Source organism: Nonomuraea sp. ZG12, assembly GCF_052068115.1.
In the GTDB taxonomy this organism is placed as follows: Bacteria; Actinomycetota; Actinomycetes; order Streptosporangiales; family Streptosporangiaceae; genus Nonomuraea.
In genome coordinates this window covers 1-594 of record NZ_JBQHCW010000101.1, presented here as the reverse complement: position 1 = coordinate 594, position 594 = coordinate 1, and the positions used below count along the sequence as shown (strand labels likewise).

Here is a 594-nt window from a genome sequence, read left to right as displayed (position 1 = left end):
CACCTTCTCAGGCTTCACAACCGCTTTCGGTCTCGGCGGTGCAGGTGTCGAACCCGCCCACCCCGTTGGCGACGTCCACCCCGCCGTTGCCGATCAGAGTGTCGTCCCCGGCACCGCCGTTGAACCCGTCCCGGCCGGACCCCCCGTTCAGGGTGTCGGAGCCGCTGCCGCCCAAAACGGACGACTGCAACGAGGTGTTGTTGGTGACCGTGTCATTGCCCCCGATCACGCCCGCGTCGATGAACTGCACGTTCGTCGAGCACGAGACCACGTTCGCCCCCTGGGTGGAGCACCCGGCTCCCGGGGTGATCCCCGAGGTGGAGTCGACCGTGAGCAGCCCGAACTGGAAGTCGATCCTGACAGTCTCCCCGACGGACGTCCCGACGATGAACAGCGTGCTGCCGCTGACATGGACGGACGTGGTCGAAGCGGCGTTCGCCGGGACCGCGGTCGCGAGCCCCGCGACGATGATCGCCAATGCGGTGAGAAGACGTTGTACGAGCGACATGGAGGTTCCCCGTCCTTGGTCGTATGGCTGACGGGGTTCAGGAAATCGTGTTCGCCGCCTACTGTCTGTGTCGAAATCCTCATGGC

Annotated in this window: 1 protein-coding gene; it reads right to left on the bottom strand. The window is 65.7% G+C overall.

Annotated elements, in window-relative coordinates; all coding sequences use genetic code 11:
* Window positions 1-7 precede the first annotated feature (7 nt).
* A complete protein-coding gene (locus ACTMTF_RS49445; protein ID WP_441117042.1) occupies window positions 8-508 on the bottom strand; it encodes a calcium-binding protein in 501 nt (166 codons plus the stop codon).
* Window positions 509-594: the final 86 nt, after the last annotated feature.